Origin of the sequence: Streptomyces sp. V1I1, from assembly GCF_030817355.1 — a bacterium.
Lineage (GTDB): Bacteria > Actinomycetota > Actinomycetes > Streptomycetales > Streptomycetaceae > Streptomyces.
In genome coordinates this window covers 466,345-490,522 of record NZ_JAUSZH010000001.1, presented here as the reverse complement: position 1 = coordinate 490,522, position 24,178 = coordinate 466,345, and the positions used below count along the sequence as shown (strand labels likewise).

Annotated in this window: 20 protein-coding genes and 2 pseudogenes; 11 read left to right on the top strand and 11 right to left on the bottom strand. The window is 68.6% G+C overall.

The window, feature by feature from the left end:
• Positions 1 to 35 precede the first annotated feature (35 nt).
• The gene (locus QFZ67_RS02455) at positions 36 to 1,058 is read right to left on the bottom strand and encodes an asparaginase (RefSeq protein WP_307659428.1); all 1,023 of its coding nucleotides are present in this window, start codon (positions 1,056 to 1,058) and stop codon (positions 36 to 38) included.
• Positions 1,059 to 1,266: 208 nt separating this feature from the next.
• Between QFZ67_RS02455 and QFZ67_RS02450 the strand changes: the two genes are divergently transcribed.
• On the top strand, positions 1,267 to 1,722 hold the full coding sequence (locus tag QFZ67_RS02450) for an Lrp/AsnC family transcriptional regulator (RefSeq protein WP_307659427.1): 456 nt from the start codon (positions 1,267 to 1,269) through the stop codon (positions 1,720 to 1,722).
• A gap of 45 nt (positions 1,723 to 1,767) precedes the next feature.
• Here QFZ67_RS02450 and QFZ67_RS02445 read toward each other — a convergent pair whose 3' ends face one another.
• Positions 1,768 to 2,931 carry an acyltransferase gene (locus tag QFZ67_RS02445; protein ID WP_307659426.1) on the bottom strand — a complete coding sequence of 388 codons (1,164 nt, stop codon included), beginning with the start codon at positions 2,929 to 2,931 and terminating at the stop codon, positions 1,768 to 1,770.
• A 203-nt stretch (positions 2,932 to 3,134) separates the two neighbouring features.
• On the opposite strand from QFZ67_RS02445, the gene QFZ67_RS02440 reads away from it, so the two are divergent.
• Entirely contained in the window at positions 3,135 to 3,587 is a 453-nt protein-coding gene (locus QFZ67_RS02440) for a lamin tail domain-containing protein (RefSeq protein ID WP_307659425.1), read from the top strand.
• Positions 3,588 to 3,664: 77 nt separating this feature from the next.
• Here the strand turns inward: QFZ67_RS02440 and QFZ67_RS02435 are convergent, their stop codons facing one another.
• Together QFZ67_RS02435 and lysA are read right to left on the bottom strand one after the other, a co-directional pair.
• Positions 3,665 to 5,128: an APC family permease gene (locus QFZ67_RS02435; RefSeq protein ID WP_307659424.1), complete on the bottom strand. Its 1,464-nt coding sequence runs from the start codon at positions 5,126 to 5,128 to the stop codon at positions 3,665 to 3,667.
• Between the two features lie 35 nt (positions 5,129 to 5,163).
• Positions 5,164 to 6,477, bottom strand: a complete 1,314-nt coding sequence (gene lysA / locus QFZ67_RS02430; RefSeq protein ID WP_307659423.1) for a diaminopimelate decarboxylase — start codon at positions 6,475 to 6,477, stop codon at positions 5,164 to 5,166.
• Positions 6,478 to 6,617: 140 nt separating this feature from the next.
• Between lysA and QFZ67_RS02425 the strand changes: the two genes are divergently transcribed.
• The gene (locus tag QFZ67_RS02425) at positions 6,618 to 7,868 is read left to right on the top strand and encodes a CdaR family transcriptional regulator (RefSeq protein ID WP_307659422.1); all 1,251 of its coding nucleotides are present in this window, start codon (positions 6,618 to 6,620) and stop codon (positions 7,866 to 7,868) included.
• 144 nt (positions 7,869 to 8,012) lie between these two features.
• Positions 8,013 to 8,573 (top strand): HAD domain-containing protein, encoded by a 561-nt coding sequence (locus QFZ67_RS02420; RefSeq protein ID WP_307665705.1) that lies wholly within the window; start codon positions 8,013 to 8,015, stop codon positions 8,571 to 8,573.
• Positions 8,574 to 8,917: 344 nt separating this feature from the next.
• On the opposite strand, the gene QFZ67_RS02415 is transcribed toward QFZ67_RS02420, so the two are convergent.
• From QFZ67_RS02415 to QFZ67_RS02400, 4 genes are read right to left on the bottom strand one after another with little or no spacing between them, the layout of a single operon-like run.
• Positions 8,918 to 10,042 (bottom strand): ABC transporter ATP-binding protein, encoded by a 1,125-nt coding sequence (locus QFZ67_RS02415; protein WP_307659421.1) that lies wholly within the window; start codon positions 10,040 to 10,042, stop codon positions 8,918 to 8,920.
• A gap of 5 nt (positions 10,043 to 10,047) precedes the next feature.
• The gene (locus QFZ67_RS02410; RefSeq protein ID WP_307659420.1) at positions 10,048 to 10,884 is read right to left on the bottom strand and encodes an ABC transporter permease; all 837 of its coding nucleotides are present in this window, start codon (positions 10,882 to 10,884) and stop codon (positions 10,048 to 10,050) included.
• A complete protein-coding gene (locus QFZ67_RS02405) occupies positions 10,871 to 11,764 on the bottom strand; it encodes an ABC transporter permease (protein ID WP_307659419.1) in 894 nt (297 codons plus the stop codon). Before QFZ67_RS02405 ends, QFZ67_RS02410 begins: the two co-directional genes overlap by 14 nt.
• Entirely contained in the window at positions 11,746 to 12,852 is a 1,107-nt protein-coding gene (locus QFZ67_RS02400) for an extracellular solute-binding protein (protein ID WP_307659418.1), read from the bottom strand. The genes QFZ67_RS02405 and QFZ67_RS02400 overlap by 19 nt, the downstream gene beginning before the upstream one ends.
• A 1,108-nt stretch (positions 12,853 to 13,960) precedes the next feature.
• Here QFZ67_RS02400 and QFZ67_RS02395 point away from each other — a divergent pair.
• The gene (locus QFZ67_RS02395; RefSeq protein ID WP_307659417.1) at positions 13,961 to 14,545 is read left to right on the top strand and encodes a hypothetical protein; all 585 of its coding nucleotides are present in this window, start codon (positions 13,961 to 13,963) and stop codon (positions 14,543 to 14,545) included.
• A gap of 24 nt (positions 14,546 to 14,569) precedes the next feature.
• Here QFZ67_RS02395 and QFZ67_RS02390 read toward each other — a convergent pair whose 3' ends face one another.
• Positions 14,570 to 16,429 carry a sulfatase gene (locus tag QFZ67_RS02390; protein WP_307659416.1) on the bottom strand — a complete coding sequence of 620 codons (1,860 nt, stop codon included), beginning with the start codon at positions 16,427 to 16,429 and terminating at the stop codon, positions 14,570 to 14,572.
• Positions 16,430 to 16,829: 400 nt separating this feature from the next.
• Between QFZ67_RS02390 and QFZ67_RS02385 the strand changes: the two genes are divergently transcribed.
• Positions 16,830 to 17,396 carry a hypothetical protein gene (locus tag QFZ67_RS02385; protein ID WP_307659415.1) on the top strand — a complete coding sequence of 189 codons (567 nt, stop codon included), beginning with the start codon at positions 16,830 to 16,832 and terminating at the stop codon, positions 17,394 to 17,396.
• 704 nt (positions 17,397 to 18,100) lie between these two features.
• Here QFZ67_RS02385 and QFZ67_RS02380 read toward each other — a convergent pair.
• Positions 18,101 to 18,445, bottom strand: coding sequence for a thioesterase II family protein (locus QFZ67_RS02380; protein ID WP_307659414.1), 345 nt, complete (start codon positions 18,443 to 18,445; stop codon positions 18,101 to 18,103).
• A 321-nt stretch (positions 18,446 to 18,766) separates the two neighbouring features.
• On the opposite strand from QFZ67_RS02380, the gene QFZ67_RS02375 reads away from it, so the two are divergent.
• From QFZ67_RS02375 to QFZ67_RS39010, 3 genes and pseudogenes are all read left to right on the top strand, one after another.
• Positions 18,767 to 19,474, top strand: coding sequence for a 4'-phosphopantetheinyl transferase (locus QFZ67_RS02375; RefSeq protein WP_307659413.1), 708 nt, complete (start codon positions 18,767 to 18,769; stop codon positions 19,472 to 19,474).
• A gap of 209 nt (positions 19,475 to 19,683) precedes the next feature.
• Positions 19,684 to 20,022, top strand: a pseudogene (locus QFZ67_RS39015) (sugar phosphate nucleotidyltransferase); the annotation flags it as partial.
• A 9-nt stretch (positions 20,023 to 20,031) separates the two neighbouring features.
• A pseudogene (locus QFZ67_RS39010) lies at positions 20,032 to 20,475 on the top strand (GDP-mannose 4,6-dehydratase); the annotation flags it as partial.
• Positions 20,476 to 20,521: 46 nt separating this feature from the next.
• Here the strand turns inward: QFZ67_RS39010 and QFZ67_RS02365 are convergent.
• Positions 20,522 to 20,848, bottom strand: a complete 327-nt coding sequence (locus QFZ67_RS02365) for a GYD domain-containing protein (RefSeq protein WP_307659411.1) — start codon at positions 20,846 to 20,848, stop codon at positions 20,522 to 20,524.
• Between the two features lie 354 nt (positions 20,849 to 21,202).
• Between QFZ67_RS02365 and QFZ67_RS02360 the strand changes: the two genes are divergently transcribed.
• A complete protein-coding gene (locus tag QFZ67_RS02360; RefSeq protein WP_307659410.1) occupies positions 21,203 to 22,009 on the top strand; it encodes a hypothetical protein in 807 nt (268 codons plus the stop codon).
• Positions 22,006 to 24,174: a bifunctional serine/threonine-protein kinase/ABC transporter substrate-binding protein gene (locus QFZ67_RS02355; RefSeq protein WP_307659409.1), complete on the top strand. Its 2,169-nt coding sequence runs from the start codon at positions 22,006 to 22,008 to the stop codon at positions 24,172 to 24,174. Before QFZ67_RS02360 ends, QFZ67_RS02355 begins: the two co-directional genes overlap by 4 nt.
• Positions 24,175 to 24,178: the final 4 nt, after the last annotated feature.

The following is a 24,178-nucleotide window of genomic DNA, read 5'->3' as shown; positions in this document are numbered from 1 at the left end:
GGCAGGGCAGATCTGTGCCGCCGTGCCCCGCTCGTCTATGCCTGGACCAGTTCGGCCGACGGGTTGGCGCCGGCGGACATGGCCTCGCCGAGCGCGTGGCGCAGTACCCGTTCCCGCTCATGCGGACCGGTGGCGGCGAGCAGTGCGGTGAGCACGGCGATCCGGGCCTGGCCGGCCCGCAGTGTGCCGGTCGGCACGGCACCCGCGGCCACGAGGTCGACCGCGCCGCCGTGGGTGTAGATCTCGGTGACCGGCCCGGCCTGGACCCGGGTGGTCAGGGCGACGAGCACACCGCGGGAGGTGGCGGCGGAGACGGCGTCGACGATCTCGGGGGTGGCGTTGCCGGCGCCGGTGGCGACCAGGACGATCCCTTGGGCCCCCGCGTTCACGGCCGCGTTCAGCAGCAGCGGGTCGGCGTCGGCGTGGTGCATCACCATGTCGACGCGGGGCAGGGTGTCCGGCATGCCGGGCAGGGCCAGCGCGGCCGGGCGCTGGGGGTGGCGCAGTACGGAGATCCGGCCGAAGCCGACGTTTCCGATGCGGGCGCCGGACGGGTCGCCGAAGGCGTCGGCGGCGAGCGTCTGCGTCTTGACGGTGCCGCGGGCGGAGTGCACCTTGCCGTCGAAGGCGACCAGTACCCCGAGACCGCGCGTCGTCGCGGCGGTCAGCAGCGCGTCGTGGAGGTTGCCGGGTCCGTCGCCGTCGGCCGCGTCGAGCGGAAGCTGGGCGCCGGTGAAGACGACCGGGCGCGGGTCGTCGTGGTGGAGGTCGACCAGGAACGCCGACTCCTCCAGGGTGTCGGTGCCGTGGGTGACGACGATGCCTTGCACGCCGGGGTCGGCGAGCACCTCGTGCACCGTGTGGAGCAGGGTGAGTTGGTGAGCGGTGGTGAGGCGCGGACTGTTCACGCTGAACAGATCGACGACCTCGACGGTGACGCCCTCGGGCAACGGGGCGGTCGCCATGACCTCTTGGCCACCCGCGTCGGCGGCGAACCCTGAACCTTGCCAGCGGCTGGCTATCGTCCCGCCGGTGCTGATGACGACGACCCGTCCCACAGCGCCTCATTCCTTGTTCGTGCCGCAGGTGTGGCGGCGAATTTTGGCGAGGCACGCTGCCCGGCCTCGCTCGTGGCCCTGGCCGGGCTGCGCCCCATGGCTGACCCGGGGATGCCGGAGCAGTCGAACGCAATGATAGGAGCCTTGCCCCGCAATATGATCGCTCATTTTGACTTCATTGCAACACGAGCTGGTGGATAATTGCGCCATGGATGGAATTGACCGAGATATCTTGCGTGAGCTTCAGAACGATGGACGGTTGAGCAATCAGGAGCTGGCGCAGCGGGTGGGTCTGACCCCCTCGCCGTGCATGCGCCGTGTCCGGCAACTGGAGCAGGACGGGGTGATCCAGGGCTATCGCGCGGTGATCGACCCGGAGGCGGTAGGCCGGAGCTTCGAAGTCCTCGTCTCCATCGAGGTGAAGCGCGATCGCGAGGTGGTCGAGGCCTTCGAGGCCGGCCTCCAGGACATCCCCGACGTCATCGAGGCGTACCGGCTTTTCGGGAGCCCGGGATGCCTGCTGCGTATCGCGGTCGCGGATCTGCGCGCGTACGAGCGGCTGTGGATCGAGAAGCTGACCGCGCTGTCCGGTGTCACAGAGGTCAACTCGCAGATCGTCATGAAGCGGATCAAGGAGCCTCGCGGTCTGCCGGTGGACGGCTGACGCCTCGGGCTCCGGTCCGCCGGTTCTGATGGCGGCGAGAACACGTCATGCCATCCCGGCGCCCGCCCGCGGTTCGGGAACGCGGCTGTCACCTGTGGGAACACGTGGGCCGGCACTGCGGAGCATGCGCTCGAGCGGGTGCTCCACCCAGTGATAGGCGCATGCGGAAAGGGCCAGACTGGCCACGATCACCACCAACCACACCTGGGCTGTGCCGAGTACGTCCTCCGGGCGTCCGTACCTCCCCAACCACACCCGGATGACGATCTCGTGGATGAGGTACCAGGCGAACGACCAGTGCCCCAGCCGCACTGCCCATGCTCCGCCGAGACCGGTCCTCCGGCCGTCCAGGTCCGCGCGGGCGGCCGCTGCCACAAGCAGCGCGAAGACGGGCGCGGAGAGCAGTTGCGAGGCCTGGTACGGGCTGTACCAGAGGGCGTCGGGAACGGCCTGAGACCAGGGCACCAGCGCGAGGTGCCAGCCGACGGTCAGTACCACGGCGGGCCACAGACCGATGGGCGGCCGCCGGCCGCGGGCCACCGCGAGGCCGGCCACGACGCCGAGGAGGAACTGCAGCGTGCGGGTCAACGGCAGATAGTCGAGGGCCCAGACCCGCAGGCTCGGGTCGACGATCAGGGATCCGCTCAGCCACACGAGGACGGTGCCCACACAGGCCATGACCCGGATCCGGCGGCGGCCGCGGGCTGAACGCAGGGCCGGGAGGGCCATCAGCAGCGGGAAGACGAGATAGAACCATGCCTCGTCGCTGAGTGACCATGCGGCCGGGTTTCCGCCCTTCAGTACGGCGTTGTCCGGTATCCAGGCATGGATGAGGAGCAGCGACGCGACCACGGCCTTGGCCGACACCGCCTTGCCCAGCGCGACCCAGACCCCGACGGACAGCACAGTCGTGGCCGCGAGGAGCGGCCAGATACGGGCGAAGCGCCGCCAGAGAAAGACCTGCGTGGGAACCTGCTTGCCGTCGTACGTCCATGCCAGGACGAATCCGGACAGTACAAAGAAGAAGGTCACTCCGGTGCGGCCGTACCAGACGGCCTCGCTGGCCCCGGGTATCCGGCCGACCTGCCGCGACAGGTGGTACAGCACCACCAGTAGAGCCGCCCAGAAACGCAGCCCGGTCAGGGAGGCCAGCCTGTCTCTGCCGGACAGCTCGGTGGAGGATCGGCGGGGGCGGGGCCTGTGTTGCATCGAGTGATTATGGCCAGCGATCAGGGCCTTCTTCACGCAGGCCCCGCGCTCGCCTTGCCCGGCGACTTCCCCGGCCTCGCCGCACGCGACCGTGGCTTGTCCCAGTTTTTCAACTCCTGCCACAGACGGGCTGGATAGTCCTATTATTGGCGCCTTGCTGGGCCCAATTTGGGGGGTGCCCGGCCTGACCCCGAGGGACGTTCATGCTCCGTACCCGCTCCATAGCAATTGCCTCGACCATCGCGGCCTTCGCCGGCCTCATCGCCCTGCCTTCGCCCGCGCAGGCGGCCGGCTCGGTCCATCTGTACAAGATCTACTACGACAGCCCCGGCTCGGACCGTGGCGCCAACTCGAGCCTGAACGCGGAGTACGTGCAGATCCGCAACACCACCGGCGGTGCGGTCAGTCTGAAGGGCTGGGTGCTGGTCGATGCGAAGAACCACAAGTACACCTTCGGCACCTTCACGCTCGCCAGGGGCAAGACGGTTACGGTGCGCACCGGCAAGGGCACCAACACCGCGGCCAACCGCTACCAGGGCCGCGCGTGGTACGTGTGGAACAACGACAAGGACACCGCCACCCTGAAGAGGGCGAACGGGACCAAGGTCGACACCTGCTCCTACAACTCGACAAGGGTCGACTACAAGATGTGCTGACCGGCGGCTGGGCGCCACAGCGGCCGACGGGCCCCGCCCAGGGGAAGCCGTCGGCCGCAGTCGGGCGGCATGGCCCGTCAGGGCGTCAAGGTCGCTGATTCAGGCTCGCCCTCGTCCTTCGCCATCTGCGCCTGAAGCCGCGAGTGGTGGCGGCTGTACAGCACATACACCGCCAGGGCCACAGCAATCCAGCAGGCGAACATGGCGTACGCCGGCAGCGGTAGTCCGTAGAGCAGGTAGCCGCAGAAGGCGATGGACAGCACCGGCACCACCGGGTAGCCCGGGACCTTGAAGCCGCGTTCCAGATGGGGCGCCCTGCGGCGCAGGATGATCACGCCGGCCGAGACGACGGTGAAGGCCACCAGCGTGCCCAGGCTTGTCAGGTCCGCCAAGATGTCCAGCGGGAACACCGCGGCCATCAGGGCCACGAACGCACCCACGATGACCGTGCCCAGCACCGGGGTGCCGGTGCGGCGGTCGACCCGGTGGAAGGCGGCGGGGAGCATTCCGTCGCGGCCCATGGAGTACAGGATGCGGGTCTGTCCGTACAGCACCACGAGCGTGACGCTGACGATGGAGAGCACCGCGCCCGCCGAGAGGACCACCCCTGGCCAGCCGGCCCCGGTGACCTTCGCCAGGATCGCCGAAAGGCCCGCTTCCTGGCCCGCGAACGCCGTCCACGGCTGGGCGCCGACGCCCACCAGGGCCACCAGCACGTACACCGTGGTGACCACGAGGAGTGCGCAGATGATCGCCAGTGGAAGCGTGCGGCGGGGGTTGCGTACCTCTTCGCCGGCCGTGGAGACGGCGTCGAGACCGATGAAGGAGAAGAAGACCGTGGAGGCCGCGGCGCCTATGCCCGCCATGCCCATCGGGGCGAAGGGGTGCAGGTTCGCCGAGTCGAAGCCGGTGACACCCAGCACCACGAAGAGCGCCAGCACCGCCAGCTTGAGCAGCACCATCACGGTGTTGACCATCGCCGACTCCTTGGCACCGCGCACCAGCAGTACGCAGCACAGCAACACCAGTACGGCGCCCGGCAGATTGAGGTAGCCACCGTCGCCGGGTGGTGCGGATATGGCTGCCGGCATCTGCACGCCGAAGAGGCGCTGGGTCAGGTCGTTGAGGTACTGGCCCCAGCTCACCGCGATGGCCGCGCCGGAGACGGCGTACTCCAGCAGCAGGCACCAGCCGACCGCGTAGGCCGCGAACTCGCCGAGCGTGGCATAGGCATACGAGTACGACGACCCGGAGACCGGTACGGCGGAGGCGAGTTCGGCGTAGCACAGGGCGGTGAGGGCCGCCGTGACCGCGCCGATGGCGAAGGAGAGGATGACCGCGGGACCGGCCTCGGGGACAGCCGCGTTGAGGGCGAAGAAAATGCCGGTGCCTATCGTGGCGCCGATGCCGATCATCGTGAGCTGGAAGACGCCCACGGTGCGGCGCAGGCCGCCGCCGTCGGCTGCTTCGGCGTCCGCGAGGAACGCTTCCACCGGCTTGCGTCGCAGGAGTTGGTGGCGGAGTGTCACGTCGAGTCTCAAAGCAGCCTCATTCCGGGGAGCGGGGGGAGTCGTCGTCAGGGGAGGTCGCGGCGCATCAGGTCTGCGTGGGTCTCCCGGCGCACCACCGCGCGGGACTGCCCGTCGTGGCAGAAGACCACCGGCGGCCGGCAGGAGCCGTTGTAGTTGTTGGAGAGGGAGTAGGTGTAGGCGCCCGTGACGGGTACGGCGATCAGGTCGCCCGGGCGCGGGTCGTCCAGCAGTACGCCGGCGCTCAGCGTGTCGCCGGATTCGCAGTGCCTGCCGACGAGCCGGCACGGTTCGCCGCCGCCCACCCGCGTGGCGACCGTGGCCTCGAACCGCTGCCCGTACAGGGAGACTTCGAGGTTGTCGCCCATGCCGCCGTCCACGGCGACGAAGGTCTCGCCACCACCACGTTTGACCGTGACGACGCGGTAGAGCGAGACTCCCGCCTCGGCCACCATCGACCGGCCGGGCTCGACGATGACGCGGGCACTGGCGGGCAGCAGCGCGTCGGCCGCGGCCGTCAGGGTGTCCAGGTAGTCCTCGACGCTCGGAGGCCGGTCTTCGTACGTGTAGCGGGAGCCGAGGCCGCCGCCGAGGTCGTACACGTCGAAGTCGCCGAGCTCCGCCACCGCCTCCACGGCCTGGACGAACGGTTCGCTGTCGAGGATCTGCGAGCCGACGTGCACATGCAGCCCGTCCAGCCTCAGCCGGTCGCTGCCGCGCAGCCGGGCGATCGCCTCGCGGGCCTGGGGCAGCAGCAGACCGAACTTCGACCCGCGCTGGCCGGTGGAGATCGCCTCGTGGGTGTCGGGGCGGACGTCGGGTGTGACTCGGACCAGGACGGGCTGCTCGCGGCCGGGGGTGCCGGCGAGGATGCGTTCCAGGCGGTCGATGTCGTCGAAGTTGTCGATGACGACCAGGCCCGCCCCGGTCTCGACGGCCGTGCGGAGGTAGTCGTCGGTCTTGGCGTTGCCATGCACGATGACCTTCGCCGGGTCGGTGCCTCCGGCCAGGGCGAGGGCCAGCTCGCCGTCGCTCGCGACGTCGATGGAGAGGCCCTCCTCGGCGAGCAGCCGGTAGACCGCCGTGCAGGGAAAGGCCTTGGAGGCGAAGGCCACCGCCGAGTTCGGCCGACGGGCGGCGAGCCCGTCGGCGTAGCGGCGGGCGCGGGCGCGCAGCGCGCCCTCGTCGATGAGCAGGGCGGGGGTGCCGTAGCGCTCCGCCAGCTCGGCCACATGGCATCCGCCGATGCGTAGGCCCCCGTCGGGTGCGGTGACGGTGCCGGGCGGGAAGAGTCCGAGCAGATCGTTGTACGAGGGCTCGTCGTACGGGAGGCGGACGGGCGTCGCGGTCCCGGGGACCATGGGCCTTCTCCTTGATAGGTGTTGCTGCGTGCCATCGGGCCGCCGCGTGCCGGCTCCCGGACGGGGATCGGTTCCGCACCATGCTGAGGCCGCCGCCGGTCCCCGTCGTTGGCGCGATCGCCTAAGGTCTGGCCATGGAGATGACGGATTCGCCAAACCTGCCGAGCCTCGGCGGCACCAGCGAGGAGCTGTTTGCTCTGGCCAACGCCGTCGCCGCGGTCATCGGCGGTTCCGTGGCGATTGAGGACCTCGACCACCGGGTGCTCGCGTACTCGTCGATCCCGGGCCAGCGGATCGACGATCTGCGCCGACGCGGAATCCTGGAGCGGCGCGTCCCCGACGATCCCGAGCAGGTGCGCCAGTACCGGGAAGTCCTGGCCGCGCCCGGAGCCGTACGGCTGCCGGTCATCGCGCCCGACGAACTGCCGCGTGCCGCCGCCGCCATCCGGGCGGGGGACCTGCCGCTGGGCACCATCTGGGCGATCGAGGGGGTGTCCCCGCTCGACGCGGCGGGCAACCGGGCGCTGCTGGACGGCGCGCGACTCGCGGCGTTGCACATGCTGCGCCGCCGCAGCTCGGCCGAGCTCGACCTGCGGGCGCGCGAGGACGCGCTGCGTGCCGCGTTGCGAGGCGACCAGACCGAGCAGGAGATCCGCTTCCACCTCGGTCTGCCCGAGCGGCCGCAGCTGATGCTCCTTGGGTTCGCACCGGCCGCGTACGGAACCGACCGAACGGGCCCGGCGGTCGTCCGGCTGGGCGCCGCGGCCGCCCGGCACTGGGCCGCCGTGCACGACGAGGCGGCCGTGGCCACCGTCGGCCGTACCGTCTACACCCTGCTGCCGCAGTCCCGTCCCGCCGAGGCCCGCCGCCTTGCGGAGCAGGCCATCGCCGCACTCGGCCGCATCCTGGAGATACCGCTGCGCGCCGCCGTCAGCCGCGCTGCGGGCGGACCGGCGGAACTGCCGGAGCTGCGTGCCGAAGTGGACGACATCCTCCGAGTGACCACCGCGTCGCCGGACACGCCGGCCGTCGCGGGACTCGCCGAGACGCACGCCCAGGTGCTGCTGCTCCACTTCGCCGACGAGCTCGCCCGCCGGCCGCGGCTCCGCCATCCCGGCATCGATGCCATGCTCGAACACGACCGCGTCCGGGACACGGATTACGCCGCGTCAGTCGCCATCTGGCTGGACGCGGTCGGCAACGTGGGCGAGGCCGCGAAACGGCTGACCATCCACCCCAACACCCTCAAATACCGGCTCCGCCGCGCCCGCGAGCTGTTCGGGATCGACCTTGACCACCCCGACGTCCGGCTCTCCTGCTGGCTGCAACTGCGGCTGACTGGGGCCGACGCGTGCGCGCAGGAGGCTCGTGTGCGGTCCGGCCCGTCCTGACCCGGTGACCTGCTCGCGGCGCTGTTGCGGTGAGGGCCATTCGCCGATAGGCGCCCGACCTTCGGCTCGCGAAGCGCGGTGTCCCTCCTGCCCTTGGCGGACCTCCTCATCGAGCCTGTCAGGATGAGCCGCTATCGTGCAGTTGTGACCGGTTCTGCAGAGCCTCCACTGCTCTTCCTCGATGTCGACGGACCACTCATTCCATTCGGCGCGGCGCCGCAGCAGTATCCGGACGGATATCCGACCTGTCCGGCGGGTCCCGAACCATGGGAGGCCGACTCGAATCCCCTTCTGGCCAGGATCAATCCCAAGCTCGGGCCCCGATTGACGGCGCTACCGTGCGATCTGGTCTGGGCCACAACATGGATGGCCGAGGCGAACGAGTGCATCGCCCCGCGGATCGGCCTGCCGGAGTTGGCAGTGGTGATCTGGCCGGAGCCGTCCGACCAGGATGAGCAGGATGGGCGGGACGGACTCCATTGGAAGACCCGCGCCCTCGTCGACTGGGCAGCGGGACGCTCATTCGTCTGGGTGGACGATGAGATCACTGATATCGATCGGGCCTGGGTATCCGCACACCATCGAGGACAAGCCCTGCTCCATCGCGTCGACCCCCACCAGGGCCTCACCGAAGCGGACTTGGTCGCCCTCAACGAGTGGTTGCGAAGGACTCACGGGACGCCCCCGTCGCGTGGCGCGGCTTAAGACTGCCCCTCTCGCGCCGCGGCATCGCGAAGGTCCGCGCGGCGGACCGACTGGCTCGAAGCGGCCATCGACAACGGCGAGTTCACCCTGGACGAGCAGCTGCCAGGCCGGCCGGCCTGCAGACCACGCGGCTGGTCGCCGCCACCAAACTGAAGAAGTCGGTGCGGACGCGGTCAAAGCACGAGGCCCTTGGAGCGCGCGGAGATCACCGCGCGCTCCAAGCGATCAGCGGGCTCACGCCGTTCGGATCAGGCTGGCGCCGTGTCGTACCACCCTTCTAGAGAAATTTCGCCCCGGCGCGACGCGTGCCCGCAGGCATGTCGATCCCACCGGGTGTGTCCGGGTCAGGCGTCGAGGACGAGCAGCTGGGCGGGGTCCTGGTCCCAGCCAATGCACACGTCCGCGTCTAGTTCGGCGGCAGTGCGCGAGGTCGGGGACATCTCACGCATCAGCAGCTCGTGTTCCCCCACACGCAGCCGGTGGCGGATGGTGGCGCCGAGATTGGTGGAGGACACCACTCGGCCCTTCGCGCTGTTCTCCGCCCGTTCGGCGGGAATGAACGCCAGATGCTCCGGGCGGATGGACACCGCGTACCGATCGCCCTTGGCCCCGCGGTCCCGTACTCGGCAGATCCCTAGCCGGCCGAGGTCGACGACGGCTGTGTCGCCCGAGCGTTCCACGATGCTGCACGGCAGGAGATTGGTGTCGCCGAGGAAGTTGGCCACCCAGTCGGTCGCGGGATGCGCGTACACGTCCTCCGGAGCGCCCTGTTGCACGATCCTCCCGTCGCGCATCACGACGATTCTGTCCGACATGGACATGGCTTCGTCCTGGTCGTGGGTGACGAACAGCACGGAGATGCCCAGCGACCGCTGGATCGTCTTGACCTCCTCCTGCATCTGCTCGCGCAGCCTTTTGTCCAGCGCTGCCATCGGCTCGTCCAGGAGCAGTGCCGACGGATTGAAGACCAGGGCGCGTGCCAGCGCGACACGTTGCTGCTGTCCTCCGGACAGCTGGCGCGGGCGGCGGTCGCCCAGCTTGGCCAGGCCGACGCGTTCGAGAGCCTCCTCGGCCCGCTGACGCCGCTCTGTCGGCCGGACCTTGCGCATGCGCAGGGCGAACTCGACGTTCTCCCGGGCGCTCATGTGGGGGAACAGGGCGTAACTCTGGAACACCACACCGAGGTTGCGGTCTTTCGGCGGGAGCTTGTCGACCCCTTCGCCGTTGATCAGCACCATGCCGGAGGTGAGTTCCTCGAAGCCGGCGACCATCATCATGGTCGTGGTCTTGCCCGACCCGCTGGGACCGAGAAGGGTCACGAACTCGCCGGGCTGCACGGTCAGATCGAGGTCGTCGACCGCGGTGACGTCGCCGTAGGTCTTACGCACCCGGCGCAGTTCGATGGAACCGTTTTCCTGATTCCCGACCACCGGCGAGGCAGCCGTCGGGAGCGTAGCGGACGTTGTCATGGAACTCACCCTGTCTGGTCGGCGGCCGCCGCCGTCAGCGGCAGCATCCGGGCGATGGAACGGCGGCGGAGCATGAAGAAGACCTGCACCAGCAGTCCGACCGTGGCGACGGTGACCAACATGGCCGAGGAGACAGCGATCTTCGGTGTCAGGTTGTACTGGATGTCGGTGAACATCTTCACCGGCAGCGTGGTCGCGCTCGGCGACTGGAGGAACAGCGCAATCACCGTCTCGTCGATGGAGACGGAGAAGGCGAACAGCGCCCCTGCGACGAGACCGGGCCGGATGACCGGGAGGTACACGAACCGTGCCACGGACGGTGTGCCGGCTCCCAGGCTCTGCGCGGAGCGCACCAGGGCCGGATTCAGGCCGGAAAGGCTGGCGCGGACGGTGAGGAACGCGTACGGCGTCGCGATCACGGCGTGGGCGAGGCCGATCGGAAGAATCGTGCCGACCAGTGCGACGGAGTTGAAGAACTGGTAGAAGGCCAGCGCCAGCACAACGGGTGGGACGATCATCGGGGCGAGGATCACCGCGGTCACTGCGGACCGCCCCGGGAACTGCCGCCCGTGCAGGGCTACGGCTGCGCTGCCGCCCAGCAGCACCGCGAGTACCACGGCGATTCCCGCGGTCTGCAGGCTCGCCAGTACGGCCGACATCCAGGCCGTGTCGGTAAGGAACCCGGTGACCGCGTCGGTGGAGAACCGATCCGGCGGGAAGGTGATGTACCGGCTGTGGTTGAAGGCCATCGGCACCACGATCGCGGTGGGTACGACGAGGAACACGAAAACCGGTACGGCGGCCAGCAGCGCCGGGGAGAACCGAGAATTAGCCGACCTCATGGGTACCTCCTGCGCGGAGGATCCGCTGGTACACCGCCACGAGCACGCTCACGATGGCGGTCAGCGCGAGCGCGAGCGCGGAGGCGCCGGCAAAGTCGGTCAACTCCATGGCGTAGAAGTCGATCTGATTGGCAATCATCATATCCCCAGGGCCACCGAGCACGACCGGAGTGATGAAGAAGCCGGTGCTGATGATGAACACCAGCAGCCCCGCGGCCGAAACGCCCGGCACGGTGAGCGGAAGGATGACCCGGCGGAAGACCGACAGCTCGCCCGCGCCGAGGGAACGCGCGGCCAGCTCCAGCCGGTTATCGATCGCGGCCAGCGCGGCGAAGATCGGGAACACGGCGTAGGGAAGGAGGTAGTGGACCATGCCGAGCACGACCGCGAACCGGTTGTGCAGCAGCGTCAGCGGATGGTCGGTGAGTCCGAGCCCCTGCAGGGCTCCGTTCACCAGACCGTTGTCCTGCAGAAGGACCGCCCAGGCGAAGTTCTTCACCAGGACACCGGTCCAGAAGGGCAGCAGCACCAGGGCGAACAGGACGACCCGCATGAGCGCGCTACTGCGCCAGATCACCCAGGCCAGCAGGTAGCCGATCACGATGGTCACGAGCGTGGAGACCGCGCTGATTTCGAGCGTGTTGATCAACGACCTGATCACCAGCGGGTCGCCCAGCACCCGCTCGTAGGCCTGGTTGTGCGTGCTGGAGGAGACGAGTGTCCCCAGCGGGGTCAGAAACAAGATGGCGTCGAATGCGGCGATCGGCGCGAGGAGCAGCAACCACGCCCCGCGGACGCGGAAGGCGCGTCCGCGGGGCGTGGCGCAGGCCTGCACAGGCGCTGCGGCGGCGAGGGGCATCGTCAGCTTCCCGCCTGCCACAGCTTGAACCTCTGCTCCGTCGCCTTGAGGTTCTCCGCCCACCATGTGTCGTCGCGTACGAGAATGCTGTCCGCCATCTTCGGGCTGGTGGGAAGAGTGTCGGCGACCGCGGCGGGCAACTTCGCGAGCGCGGGGGTGTTGGCCAGCGTCAGGTTCGTCGTCTGGTCGAAGTCGGCCCCGGCGTCCGCATCGTTGCTCATGAAGTTCATCAGCCGGAACGCTGCCTCCTTGTTCCTCGCGCCCTTGGGGACCACGAAGTAGTCGCCGGCAAGGACGGCGTTGGAGGAAGTGAAGTTCAGCCGGGCCCCGTCCTTGCGGGCGGCGTTGATCCGGTTGTTGAAGCTGGTCGACAGCGTGACCTCACCCGAGGTCAACTGCTGGACCGGCTCCTGGTTGGCCGTGTGGTAGATCAGCTTGTCGCGTCCGGGGTGCTGCGCCAGGTAACGCAGCGCCGCGTCCACATCCAGCGGATAGATCTTGTCGAACGGAACACCCTCGGCCAGCCGCGCCGCTTCCAGCACCGAGCTGTCCGACAACTGCCCGTACACCGAACGCTTGGTGGGATATCTGCCCTGATCGAAGAATTGAGCCCAGTTCTTCGGTGCCTGCGCGTCGGGGATGTGCTTTTGGTCCCAGGCCATCACGAACAGGAAGCTCAGGTACTTGATGCCGTACTCCGCCTTCGCGTAGGAAGGCAGCCCCTTGTCGCTGATGATGCCGTAGTCGAATTTCTCGAGCAGGCCTTCCTTGACGGCCTGGACGTACTCCGGAGCCGTCAGCTCCACCAGGTCCCACTGCACGTCGCCGGACTGCACCTGCGTCTTCAGGGCCGCCAGGCTGGTGTTGGCGAGCAGCGTCGAGCGGATGCCCGTCTTCTTCTCGAACGGCTTCAGGATGGTCTTCGTCAACTGGTCGTTGTAGGAGCCGCCGTACGAGGTGACCGTCACGGCCTTGTTCGCCGGTGCGGCATTGGAGGACTTGATGCTGCAGGAGGTGAGCAGGCTCCCCGCGAACGGGACCGCCAGCGCCGCACCGGCTCCCGTCCTCAGAATCGACCGCCGGCTGATGGGTGTGGTTGGCTGCGTCATTTCGGCACGGCCTCTCTGGGAAATTCCACGCATGCGGGAATAGGGCGATGACAACTTCAGGCTGAGCAAAGGGGGATCTACGCCATCTCATGGCGGAGTGGGGAGTGCGGCCGCACCGCTGGGGCCGTCGACGAATCGCTGTGGCTTTGCGGGTTCCGCTTATGCCATGGCGCGTCGCGAACCTTTGGATCTTGAACGATCCATGATTCGTCACGGTGGCTGCGTCACACCGCCGACCGCGTGCCGCAAACCATAGGGTCCGGTTGTCTGGCCGTCAACGACTGTTTTTCCAGCATGCAGAGTCGGATGAGGCGAGGCGGAACCGGGATCCGTTGGCTGAGGCCGAACGGGTGCGCCTTTTCAGGCGGTCCGGCCCGATGATGCACCCTTTCCGTATGTGCAGGACATCCACTGAACAGCCGACCAGTGGATGGAACGTACACTTCCGGCCCGCTGGTGGCCGACTTAGGTTCGTACCGCGAGACGGCAGTCGACCGTTCGCGGCCCCGGGCGACCCCCACGCAGGCCGTGCGGTTCCGCCCCGCACCCGGCACTCCCGCCCAAACCTGGGTCCGACGTCACACGGACCCGGCTCCGCCTACTGGCGTACCCCTCGAACACGCTCCACCGCGTTTGCCGCACTGCTGCGACGACGCGGCCCACAAACACACCACGACTAACACACCACCACGGCCCGTGCAGCGGCGCGGCGGATCGGAGGATCGCGCGGCCATCGACTACATCGTGGTGATCGCCTACCTGCTCAGCCCCGCAAAGGCAGTCAGATTGTGACTGCGCTCGGGGCGACGCGAGCGCAGTCCTCGCACCGCCGCCCGCAGCGGCGGACCGAGGAGGAGCCCCCCGAGCAGGCCGATGGCAAGGCCGAAGAGGGGGCCGCGGCACAGCACGCTCGGCAGTCCGCGGAACTGTCGTGGAAGCGTGCTGAGTCCGCGTAGCGAGTTGAGGTCTTCTCGTCTGTGCCGCAGCGGAGGCTGGACGGCACATCCGCCCCCCGCTGGGCAGGTCAGCCAGTTCCACAGTGTTCTTCAAGTGCGACAGGTGTGGGTAGCATCCGCCCTCAACAGTTGTACAAGGAAGGTGAGCTGTCATGCCCGAGGGCAATCCCACTCTGCAGTCCCAATACGCCAAGCAGGTCGACGCCGATCTGGAGCGCAACACCAGAGAACAAGAACACATCAGGTCCGAGGCTGCCGCCCTGCAGGCCCAGCTTGAGGAACTCCAGAAAGACCACGAGCTGCTGGTGAGTTTGCAGGCGACCCTGGGCACTCCACCCGTGGAGCAGGCCAAGGCGGCCAAGACGGCAACGGTTCCCAGGGCACGGCGCACAAAGACAAGCACCGACACCGACAAGCGCCCCAGGAAGACGGCAAAGCCGAAGACCGAAGCGAAGGGGAAGGCGAACAAGGCTGCGCCTCCACTGCGGGAACTCGTCGTCGCCGTCCTTGCCGGGCACCAGGAGCCAAGGTCGGCAGCCGAAGTCGCCCAAGAGCTGGCACAGACACACCCCGAACGCACGCTGAGCGTCACGGTAGTTCGCAACGCCCTCGAGGCATCAGTAGCCAAGAACCAAAGCGTGCGAACCAAGCAGCAGAAGTCCGTCTACTACAGCACCATCAAGAAGGAGTCTGCAGCGGAAGAGCCGACTGCCGCCCGGAGCACAGTGGACGCATAGCCGCCCCCTGGTGTGTGCCCGCGGTTACCGCCTCGGCGGGGCCGAGTTGGAGCCGGGCTGGGGGCCGTAGGCGGTCAGGAAGCGGTCGCGGAAGGTGTCCATCCGCCAGACCGGGGCCTTCGGGCCGGGCTTCAGGCCGTCCTGCCAGCCCCAGCCGGAAATCTGGTCCATAACGGCCGGATCGTGGGCGACGATCGCGATCGGTACGTCCCGGCTTGCGTCCTCGCCGGTGACTATCGGGGCGGGCTGATGGTCGCCGAGGAAGACGAGCACGGTGTTGTCGTCGCCGTACTTCTCCACGTAGGAGATCAGGCTGTTCAGCGAGTACTCGATGGAACGCCGGTACTCGGTGCGCACCTTCTTGGGGTCCTTCCACACCTCTTTGGGGTCCTTGCCCGCCTTGTTGATGGCGTCGTAGACCGAGCCGTCACCGACCTCGTCCCAGCCGATCATCTTGGGGATGGGCGCCCAGGGGTTGTGGCTGGAGACGAGGATGATCTCCGCCATCATCGGCTCGCGGCCCGGCTTGCCGTGCTCCAGGCGTTCGAAGGCGGACAGGCTGTACTGGTCGGGTACGGGTGCCCAACTGAAGTTCGGGCCTTTGTACCCGAGGTACCGGGAGTCGTAGATGCTGTCGAGGCCGTAGAACTGCCCCTCCGGCCAGGACCGGGTGACGCCCGGCATGATGCCGACCGTCCGCCAGGTGCCCGCGCGCTGGAAGGCGCCGGTGAGGGCCATGCGGTCGCTTGAGGTGACGCTGTCGTAGCGCTTCTGGTTCTTGATCCACAGGCCGGACATGAAGGTGGAGTGGGCCAGCCAGCTGCCGCCGCCCGCCGTCGGCGAGGTGAGGAAGGCGCTTTGGGAAGAGAACCCGGCCGCGCGCAGCCGACTGGTCCCGTCCGCCAGCAACGCGCCGACCTGCGGTGCCATCCGCGGGTCCTGGACCGCGCTGCGGCCGTAGCTCTCGATGAAGGCGAAGATGACGTCCTTGCCGCGCAGCCCGGTCAGCAGCTGGTCGGCCGGGGTGTCGCGGAAGTCGTCGGTGGCGGCCTCCTTGGCGAACTCCCGCTCGTCCTTCAGGCCCGCAGTCACCTGGTACGCACGGTCGTGAAGGAGCGCGGCCGTGCTTCTGGAAGCGAGCGGTGCGCCGGCTATCTGCACGCCGAGCGCTGCGCAGGTGATCCAGACGGTCCCGAGTACCAGGAGGGTACGGATCGCAGCGGCTCTGAGCCGGACCATGAGGTGGCTCAGCCGGACAACCGCCAGCGTCATGAGGACGAGCAGGGCGAGGACGAGGACCACGACCCCGATGACGGCACCGATCGCGCCGGCCTGGCCGACCGAGTCCCCGAGGAACGCCTCGGCGTCGTCGAACAGGATCCAGTCGAGCATCGGGTCGAAAGGCCGGTCGAGAGCCGAGTAGAAGCCGATGTCGAGGAACTTCAGGATGGTCAACAGGCCGAGGCCCACCCCGGCGAGCACAGCCACCACCTTTTTCGCCTTCGGGGGCAGGACGAGCAGCAACGCGGCGCCGAAGATCCCCTCCACCGGGATGCGCGCGAACGCGCTGGGCGCGAGGCGGGTGGGCTCGTTCGGCAGGAGGAGGGCGAAGAGCACAAGCACGGCGGCCAGGGCAGTGGTCACCCAGGTCACGTTCCGAGCCGCGGTGGGGTGCTTGCCCCGCCAACCGCCGCCTGCGACAGCCTCGTCCGCGTCGTCCGCGTCGTCACTGGCGGCGTCGCCTGCGGTGGCGTCCTCACCAGCGCCGGTGCCGTCACTCGCGGCGGTGTCCTGACCAGCGGCGGTGTCCCCCGGCGGCAGGTCCTCCCCCGTGGGTGCCTTGTCCGTATTCGGCAGCTGACGAGAGCGCGTGAAGAGCGACAACCCGAAGGTCCTTCCGTGCGAAGCCCGGTGGTGGCACGACGGACCAGGCTCTGGAGGTCGGGGCCGCCGTTATCAGTACGGCTTGCAGGCGGCTTCAGTTCAATCACCAGGGTCGCCCGCGCGGGGAGCGTACGCCGGTGAGGGTGAACCGGGCCACCGGCGAGTGCCCGCGACCGCTGGGTGGCGGGCCGGGGTCGACACCGACGACGGGTGCCCCGATCTGCCGCTCGCCGACGAGCAATTCGGCGCGCTGGACACGCGACGGAGGACTGGGCGTCGGCGGCACTTCACTCGTGCCGGCCGGGCAGTACGAGACTGACCAGCTACTTCGCCGTTCTATAAACGCGGTAAGTGTGGGTAGCATCCGGCATCAACACACCCACGAGGAAAGAGAGCTGTCGTGCCCCAGGACAACCCCACCCTGAAATCCCAATACGCGCAGCAAGTCGCTGCCGACATCGAGGCCAACGCGAGGGAACAAGAACGCCTCGAGTCCGAGGCTGCCGCACTGCAGGACCAACTCGAGGCGCTACAGCAGGATCACGAGCTGTTGGTGAGCATGCAGGCGGCCCTGGGGGCCGTCCCCGCAAAGGAGACCACGGCGGCAACGGCCTCAGTGGTTCCCGGCGCACGTCGCGCCGGCACGGTTGCCGGCAAGGGCAAGCGCCCCAAGAATGCGCTAAAGCCGAAGGCAGATGCGAAGGCACAACCTGCCGGTCCGCCGCTGCGCGAACTCGTCGTCGCCCTGCTCGCCGAGCACCAGGAACCGCGGTCAGCGGCCGAAGTCACCAAAGAGCTGGCGCAGGCACACCCGAAGCGCACGGTGAACGTCACACTGGTGCGCAACGCCCTGGAAGCATCGGTCGCAAAGAACCAAAGCGAGCGCACAAAGCAGCAGAAGTCCGTCTATTACAGCGCTCTCACCGGCAATCCCTCCGCCGAACAACCGGCTCCTTCGGCTGGGTGAGACCTGGGTTGTGTTTTGGGCTTGTGGTCCCGTCAGAGTTCGCAGACACGGTCCTGCGTCGCGGCAGCCGTGCGGTGCGGCATGGTCCGAGCGGACACGTTCACGGTCCTGTGCTGCCCGGGGTTTTTGTGCTGCGGGTGCGGTAAGTCGCCAGCCCCCACTGGTGATCGACGATGAGGGTCAGTCCGTGGTGGGTGAAGACGGGCAGAAGTCGTTGGATCCGTGCCTTGAGCGCCCGAAGTGTCATGGGGAGGCAGGGTGTTCCCAGGAGCAGTCTGAGGTGGTGGCAGCAGATGGGGGCCTGCGCTCTGATGATGACGTCGAAGAGGAGGCGCTGGCTGGCGGTTCCTGCCGTTGATGGGGATGGTGCGGGCAGTGGTGGGCGGCGTCTGAGGTTGGCGTGGATGCGACAGGCGAGTCCCGGGGAGGGCTGAGTCGGGTCTGCCATCGTCGCCGCCGTTTCTGCATCGTCCCCCTCGGAACGCCACGCCGCGCGCCGGGCAGGTGGCGACCACCCTAGTTGCAGCGTGTGTTCCGCTTGTGGCGGGCACGAAAATTCGACGGCAGGCTGCCCGGGCGGGAGCGGTGACCGCGGAGGGCGGCGCCGGCCTGCTCAGCGGGGACCCGTCACCTCAGTCCCGGGAGTGCCCAGGGCCAGGGTGCGGTGGCTGCCGCCTCGTCGGCGTTGGAGTTCAGGCAGGTGATCACGACGGACGGCCGGACACGGCGGTGGAGGCCAAGTGATCGCTGAGCAGCCTCATGACCTCGGTTTGCTGATCGGTGAGATAGAAGTGCCCTCCCGGCAGCACCTGGAGGTCGAATCCGCCCCTGGTGTGATCCTCCCAGGCCAGGGCCTCCTCGAGGGAGGTCTTCGGGTCCTCGTCCCCACGATCGCGGTCACGGGGGAGCTCAGCACCGCCCCCGGCCACCGGGAAGTGGAAGCTCGCCGAGCCCCCGGCGTGTGGAAAGCAGACCAGACGGTCACCCCCGTCAGGAGCCGGATGGAAGCGCCGGCACCACAGACCCTCGTCCACAGAGGATGAACTCATGGGGCTGATCCGTCCTTTCCAGTAGACCGGCGCCTCGGGAGTCGGTGCGAAGCGGGCGACGGTGGTTCGAGCCGATTCGGGAGATGCGGGCTGCTGCCCTGGACGTATCCAGGCAGTACGGGCTCCGCTGCGCAAGGGCTGACCGCAGGATGCTGGGGAAGTCTGGTCATTTCCCCGGTACTTCACGGCGCGACCTGCGACTTCGATTGGTCCGCTTCGTGAGCGCGACGTAGTCTCACCCTGGCCAAGCGTGGCGAGTGGCTGCTCTGCGCCGAAGTCTCGCGAGGTCAACCACCACAGGTGCACCGACGGGAGACTGCGATGATCGACGAGTTGCTGCCGGACTCGGCCTCCGTGGCGGAGATCTTCGGCGACCCGCCGGCCGGGGCGCTTCTGAGCGAAGAGGAGCCCTTCGTCTCGCGCGCGGTTGACAAGCGCAAACGGGAGTTCGCGGCAGGCCGCTGGTGCGCCCGCCGGGCAATGGCCGGGATCGGCGCGCCGCCCGCACCGATCCTGCCGGGACCGCGCGGGGAACCGCGATGGCCGTCCGGGGTCTTGGGGGCCATCACCCACTGTGACGGGTACGCCGCCGCCGTCGTGGCGCGGCAGGGGGACGTGCTCGCTCTGGGCGCCGACGCCGAGCCCGCAAGTCCGCTGCCGGACGGGATCCTGGAGGCCGTGGCGCTGCCCGGGGAGCGTGCCGGGCTTCTCCGGTGCCGTCGCCGCGAACCGTCGCTGCCCTGGGACCGGCTCCTGTTCAGTGCCAAGGAGGCCGTGTACAAGGCGTGGTTCCCGATGACCGGGCGTCCGCTGGAGTTCGAGGACGCGTTCATCACCTTCGACCCGGACGGCGGGACCTTCACCGCAGAGCTGCTGGTGCCCGGATGGCGGCTCGGTGACTCCGTGCTGACCGGATTCGAGGGGCGCTGGGCCGTGCGGGCGGGCCTGGTCATGACGGCAATCGCCGTACCCTCCGATCGCTCACGCACGGCGCACGGAGCCGGGATTGCGATGGGGGCACGGCGCTGACAGTCTGCACACCCGACGCCGACGCCGACGGCCCACGTGGCGAAGCCGCGGCGACGCGTTCTTGCGGTCGGGGCGTTACTGCGCCGCCCTTCCGGCGTCGAAGAACGTACCGAGACCCCGGCGCCCGGAGACCCCGAGCCGGTCTGTGTGCGATGACCGTAGGCGATGTCTTCGAGCAGCGCGAGGACGACGGCTGCGTCGTGTTGCGCGTGAGCGAGCCACCAGAGCACCTGACGGAAGCGGTGGAAGAGGCGGAGCAGTGTGTCCCTCCCTGGCCATCACGGTGGACTCCACCGCACCTTGACCACACTCGCCACCGGGATGGAAACGTGAAGGCTCTCGTGTTGTCCGGGGGCGCGGGTACGCGCCTGCGGCCGATCACCCATACGTCCGCGAAACAACTGGTGCCCGTCGCCAACAAGCCGATCCTCTTCTACGGTCTGGAAGCGATCGCGGCAGCGGACATCGTCGAAGTCGGCATGATCGTCGGGGAGACGGCCAAGGAGACCGAGCAAGCCGTCGGCGACGCCTCCGACTTCGGACTCAAGGTCACCTACATCCCGCTGTTCATCACCAACCTGCTGGACGGCCTGACAGTGCCGCTGTACGGGGACGGGCTCAACGTCCGCGACTGGCTGCACATCGACGACCACGTGCGCGGTGTCGATCTCGTCCGCACCAAGGGCGTTCCCGGCGAGGTCTACAACATTGGCGGGGGCACCGAGTTGAGCAACAAGGAGCTGACGGCCCTTCTGCTGAAGGCATGTGGTGCCGGCTGGGAGATGGTGGAGTACGTCGAGGACCGCAAGGGCCACGACCGGCGCTACTTCGTGGACTGGAGCAGGATCCACGACGAACTCGGCTATGTGCCGCGCAAGGAGTTCGCGAGCGGACTCGCCGAGACCGTCGTCTGGTACCGGGACAACCGGCCCTGGTGGGAACCGCTGAAAAAGCACGTCCTGGCGCCTGCGCCCGCCGGACGGGCCGGGGGCCGCGGGTGATTCCCCTGCGCGAGGTCGCGGTCGTCAGCGGGTTAAGCGCGAGCCGCTACGCGCCAGGAGCTCGGTACTGGATTTCCTCGGCCTTGCGCAGGGCGTCCATTGTTTCGCCAACGGTCAGAAGGACTGTCGTTTCCAACGAGCTAAGCGCACGGCCGCCAGTAATCGCCAGCGCAACGGCGGCCATGGAAACGTTGTCGGGGGCTTCCCACAGGGTGTAGCCGTCGTGTCTGCCGAAGGCGTACCAGAACCCATGGAGCTTGCCACCGACCGACTCGACATACGATTGAGCGGCCTTTCCACGGTCCTCTGGGTTGCCAATCAGCCTGGCCCAGGTCTCCGGCGTGTAGCTGAACCTCGTCAGATAGAGCGGCATTATCTCTCCCTCTCATTCGCCGGTTCCGCGCGAGTTTCCGTCAGGCATCGAACTCTAACCGGCGGAAGCAGCCTGAGGCGGGCTGCAATGCTTGTGCGTGTCATGCACCACCCCACAAAGCAGAAGCAGCAGCGTCCGTATTCTCAACTGCAGACAATTCTAGAAGCAGCAGTGGGTGGAGTACCGCTCCGAGATCACGGCGTACGAGCTGCGGAACAATCTGCTATCCGGATCGGCCGCGCAGCAACGGGCGGGCGGCGTGACGGGTTCGAAGAGATCAACAGCCGTATAAAGAAGGCCTGTTGGGTCACCCGCTCAGGTCGTAGGATCGGCGCACGACCTGGGGGAGGTTTCGTGCCCTATGCGCGAACGTTACGGACCTGCTGTGCGGTGCTGGCGGGCGGACTGATCTGGAGCGGCTGCTCCTCCGAACCGGAACCAGCGGCCAAAAGGGCAAGTCCGACGACGACCGCGCAGCAGAAACCGAGCCCCACCGCGACGCCGAGTCCCACCGGGATGGACTTCACCCCCGGCCCCGAGCGTGCCCCCAAGACCGCCGCGGACGGTGTGCGTCTCGCCCGCACTGTGGCCGCCGGACCCGAGCACTTCGGCCCCGGCTTCGTCAGACGCGCGCCGTACGAAAGCGATCCGGCCGTGTGGGCCGTCCTTGACGGGGACTGCCTCTGGCAGCAGTCCCCGCTGCCTTCCGGCGTGCTCGCCAGCCTCACCCGCCACAGCGAACTCCCTGCCCAGGGCGGCAAAGGCCCCCTAAGCGTCTCCGCCGTCGTGACGGTTCACCGCGATGTCAGGGGCGCCGACTGGGAGTTGGCCCGCACCCTCGAGGAGGTGCTGCGCTGCCCCCAGCAGCAGCTGAGCCGGAGTGAGAAGATCACCGGTCTGCTTTCCCAGGGCACGGTGTTCGGTGCCGGCGGCAACCGCTACGCCGACGACGCGCTCGGCGAGTTGGGCGAGTACTACAGCGACGATCTCGGCGGCCCTCACCCCTACTACTGGGACCAGGCGCGCATCGGCCAGGTGACGGTCGCGGTCGTGAGCAAGGGATCGAAGGGCCGTACCAAGGAGGAGCTGGACGCGGCTACGAGCGCCGCCGTCAGCTCCATGCTGATCCGCCTTCAGAAGGAACTGGAGGCCGCTCAATGACAAGTGAGCTGCTGCCTTCCGATCCTTCGCGCATCGCGGGCTATCGTCTCCTCGCCCGGCTCGGCGAGGGCGGCATGGGCGTCGTCTACCTTGGCCGTACGGACCAGGGCGCGCTCGCGGCTGTGAAGGTCATCCAGGCCGAGTACGCCGCCGAGCCCGACTTCCGCGCCCGATTTCGCCGCGAGGTCGAGGCCGCCCGGCGGGTCACCAGCCCCTGGGCGGTGCCCGTCACCGGTGCCGACCCTGACGCGGATTCACCCTGGCTCGCCACCGCCTTCGTGCCCGGGCCCTCGCTCGCCGAGGCGGTCGCGGCCTGCGGCCCGCTGCCTCCGCGGTGCGTACGGGTGCTGGGCAAGATGCTCGCCGGGGCACTCGACGCGGTGCACGCCGCGGGCCTGGTGCACCGCGATGTGAAGCCCGGCAATGTGCTGCTCGCCCTGGACGGCCCGAGGCTCATCGATTTCGGCATCGCGCGTTCCGCCGACGACACGGCGATCACTTCGGCGGACATGATCGTCGGCACGCCCGGCTTTCTCTCGCCCGAGCAGGCGGAGGCACGCGGCGCGGAGACGGGAGGGCCGAGCGACATTTTCTCGCTGGGCTGCCTGTTGGCGTACGCGGCGACCGGGCGGCCGCCGTTCGGCGCGGGCGCGGTCGACGCGCTGCTGTATCGCACGGTCCATGACGAGCCCGATCTCGACGGCGTGGACGAGGAGACAGCCGGGCTGCTGGCCCGGTGCCTGGCCAAGGACCCGGCCGAGCGCCCCACTGCCGCGGAACTCGACGAGGGCCTGGTCGACGACGCACCCGAGGACAGTGTCGACTGGCTGCCCGACGACGTCGTACGGATGATCGCCGAGCGCTCCACCGAGATGCTCGCGCTGCCCGACATCGAGCCGACCCGGGCCGATGCCGCGAGCGACGAGACACCGGCCGCGGAAGCTGCGGAACGTCAGGCGTCTGCCTCCCGGCGAAAGTTCCTGCTCGCCGCCGGAGGGGCCGTCATCCTCGCGGGTGGCGGTGTGGGCGCCTGGGCAGCGCTGCGCGACGACTCCTCACCTGCCGCGGACAACGCCGCGCAGGCCCGCGGCTGGACCATCGGCGTACAGGCCGATCTCAGCGGCGAGAACAAGGCCGCCGGCCGCGCCCAGGAACAGGGCGCCCGCCTCGCCGTCGAGCAGTTCAACTCCCGCCGGGACAAGCCCTTCAACCTGGGCCTCAAGGCGCTCGACGACGGTGGCAGCCCCGCGCGCGCGCCGGCCGTCGCCAAGCAGTTCACCGCAGACCGCAGGGTGCTCGCCGTGCTCGGCCCGACCGGTGATGAGACGGCCCGGGCTGTACTGCCCACCTACGACGAGGCGCTGCTGCCGCTGATCGCCGTCTCGCCCGGCGCGATGGATCTGCCGAAGGCGGACAACCGTTCCTTTCTGGCGGCCCGGCCCGGAGACGCGATGGTCTCGGTGCCCCTCGGCCTCTATCCGGCGGCCGAACACAAGTCGGCCCGCCCGGGCCTGCTCCAGGACCGGACAGCGGGCCAGTACGGCTGGGAATCGGTCACCATCGCCAACTACGGCATGCGCGCCTTCGGGCGCGTCCCCTATCCCCGGGTCGTGCCCGCGAACCTCGAGGACTTCAAACCCGTGATCGCCGACATGCTCAAGGCCGGTGTGGACTCCTTCAGTTACTGCGGCTACGCGGAGGGGGCGGGCCGGTTCGCCCGCGATCTGGCGGCGGCTGGCTTCACCGGACCGCGCATCGCCCCGCAAGCGGTGCTGGACTCGCAGTTCGTGGAATCGGCGGGGGAGGCCGCAGAAGGCTGGATGCTCGCCGCGTCGTTCGTCGACCCCGCCGCCGTGCCCGCGGCGAAGACGTTCACCTCCGCCTTCCGCAAGCGGTACAAAGCCGCCCCCGGCTACTTCGCGGCCGAGGCGTACGACGTCGTCAACCTCGTCATTCAGCAACTGGTCGCACACCACAAGCAGCAGCGGAGCGTGCCGGACCGCAGGACTCTCGTCGGGTTGCTGCGCAGGAGCAGCTACCGGGGCATCACCAAGCCGTACGCCTTCCGGCCCGAGGACGGGCGCTTCAAGGCAGGGGGCGTCTTCTACCACCGGGTGGAGGACGGCGCCTTCCGCCATGTCGGCCCCGCGCCCTCGACCTGGTGACTGT

What these genes read in the sequence shown, in the direction of transcription:
- QFZ67_RS02450 (WP_307659427.1), top strand. Translation starts at nt 1,267, where the DNA reads ATGGATGGAATTGACCGAGATATCTTGCGTGAGCTTCAGAACGATGGA.
- QFZ67_RS02445 (WP_307659426.1), bottom strand. Translation starts at nt 2,931, where the DNA reads ATGCAACACAGGCCCCGCCCCCGCCGATCCTCCACCGAGCTGTCCGGC.
- QFZ67_RS02440 (WP_307659425.1), top strand. Translation starts at nt 3,135, where the DNA reads ATGCTCCGTACCCGCTCCATAGCAATTGCCTCGACCATCGCGGCCTTC.
- lysA (WP_307659423.1), bottom strand. Translation starts at nt 6,477, where the DNA reads ATGGTCCCCGGGACCGCGACGCCCGTCCGCCTCCCGTACGACGAGCCC.
- QFZ67_RS02425 (WP_307659422.1), top strand. Translation starts at nt 6,618, where the DNA reads ATGACGGATTCGCCAAACCTGCCGAGCCTCGGCGGCACCAGCGAGGAG.
- QFZ67_RS02415 (WP_307659421.1), bottom strand. Translation starts at nt 10,042, where the DNA reads ATGACAACGTCCGCTACGCTCCCGACGGCTGCCTCGCCGGTGGTCGGG.
- QFZ67_RS02410 (WP_307659420.1), bottom strand. Translation starts at nt 10,884, where the DNA reads ATGAGGTCGGCTAATTCTCGGTTCTCCCCGGCGCTGCTGGCCGCCGTA.
- QFZ67_RS02400 (WP_307659418.1), bottom strand. Translation starts at nt 12,852, where the DNA reads ATGACGCAGCCAACCACACCCATCAGCCGGCGGTCGATTCTGAGGACG.
- QFZ67_RS02395 (WP_307659417.1), top strand. Translation starts at nt 13,961, where the DNA reads ATGCCCGAGGGCAATCCCACTCTGCAGTCCCAATACGCCAAGCAGGTC.
- QFZ67_RS02380 (WP_307659414.1), bottom strand. Translation starts at nt 18,445, where the DNA reads ATGAGTTCATCCTCTGTGGACGAGGGTCTGTGGTGCCGGCGCTTCCAT.
- QFZ67_RS02375 (WP_307659413.1), top strand. Translation starts at nt 18,767, where the DNA reads ATGATCGACGAGTTGCTGCCGGACTCGGCCTCCGTGGCGGAGATCTTC.
- QFZ67_RS02365 (WP_307659411.1), bottom strand. Translation starts at nt 20,848, where the DNA reads ATGCCGCTCTATCTGACGAGGTTCAGCTACACGCCGGAGACCTGGGCC.
- QFZ67_RS02355 (WP_307659409.1), top strand. Translation starts at nt 22,006, where the DNA reads ATGACAAGTGAGCTGCTGCCTTCCGATCCTTCGCGCATCGCGGGCTAT.